Origin of the sequence: Cysteiniphilum halobium (assembly GCF_003574425.1) — a bacterium.
Lineage (GTDB): Bacteria > Pseudomonadota > Gammaproteobacteria > Francisellales > Francisellaceae > Caedibacter > Caedibacter halobius.
On the sequence record NZ_QLIU01000065.1, the window covers coordinates 1 to 632 of the forward strand.

Annotated in this window: 2 protein-coding genes; one reads left to right on the forward strand and one right to left on the reverse strand. The window is 36.9% G+C overall.

Annotation, left to right across the window (positions count from 1 at the left end; all coding sequences use genetic code 11):
* The coding region (locus tag DNK85_RS10385) for a hypothetical protein (protein WP_119329500.1) at positions 1-213 on the forward strand (213 nt) is incomplete at its 5' end.
* Positions 214-264: 51 nt separating this feature from the next.
* On the opposite strand, the gene DNK85_RS10390 is transcribed toward DNK85_RS10385, so the two are convergent.
* The coding region (locus DNK85_RS10390) for an RES family NAD+ phosphorylase (protein WP_162896677.1) at positions 265-632 on the reverse strand (368 nt) is incomplete at its 5' end.

Genomic DNA, 632 nt, shown 5'->3' on the forward strand with positions numbered 1-632 from the left:
GTTCGCGTAGGAAGGGCACATAAGGTCGGCGAATACAAAGATGCCAAGTTAAAGCCAATCAAACGTAAAAAACATGGTCGGTTACAGTCTAGCTATTTCCGGTATGGCTTGGATATGATTGCTAATGCTTATCAAAGAGCAGCTTTTAGCATAAGAGATTTTAAGCTCTGCCTTAAGATTTTAAATCGACCATTACAGGAGCTACTCAAATGAAAAAATCATCGTGTACAGAGTAAAATGATTTGTGGTAGGTCTAAAGAACGCTTACTTTGTTAATCGTGTATCAAATTTAAAGTCTAATACTTTGGCTTTTTTGACTATCTTTGCAAATCGTTTATGTAGCGGATTCAGAATATAATTATATTCTCTTGGCACTATGACACTTGGTACAGCTAATATTAAAGACTCACAACGTTTGAGCCACTGATCACCAATATCTGCTGTTTCAGGAGGCGCTGGCTGATCTTGCCATGAATGTGGCAATAGATCATGGCTTAAATAGCTGATATCTGATTTTAGCAATTCAATTTGAAAAAGTGTGTAATTTGGCAAAATAGTATAATCCTCTAAATGAACGAATATTTCTAATATTGCAAGAGATTCTGAGCTTGCGCAGCAGCTCCCGCTGTATT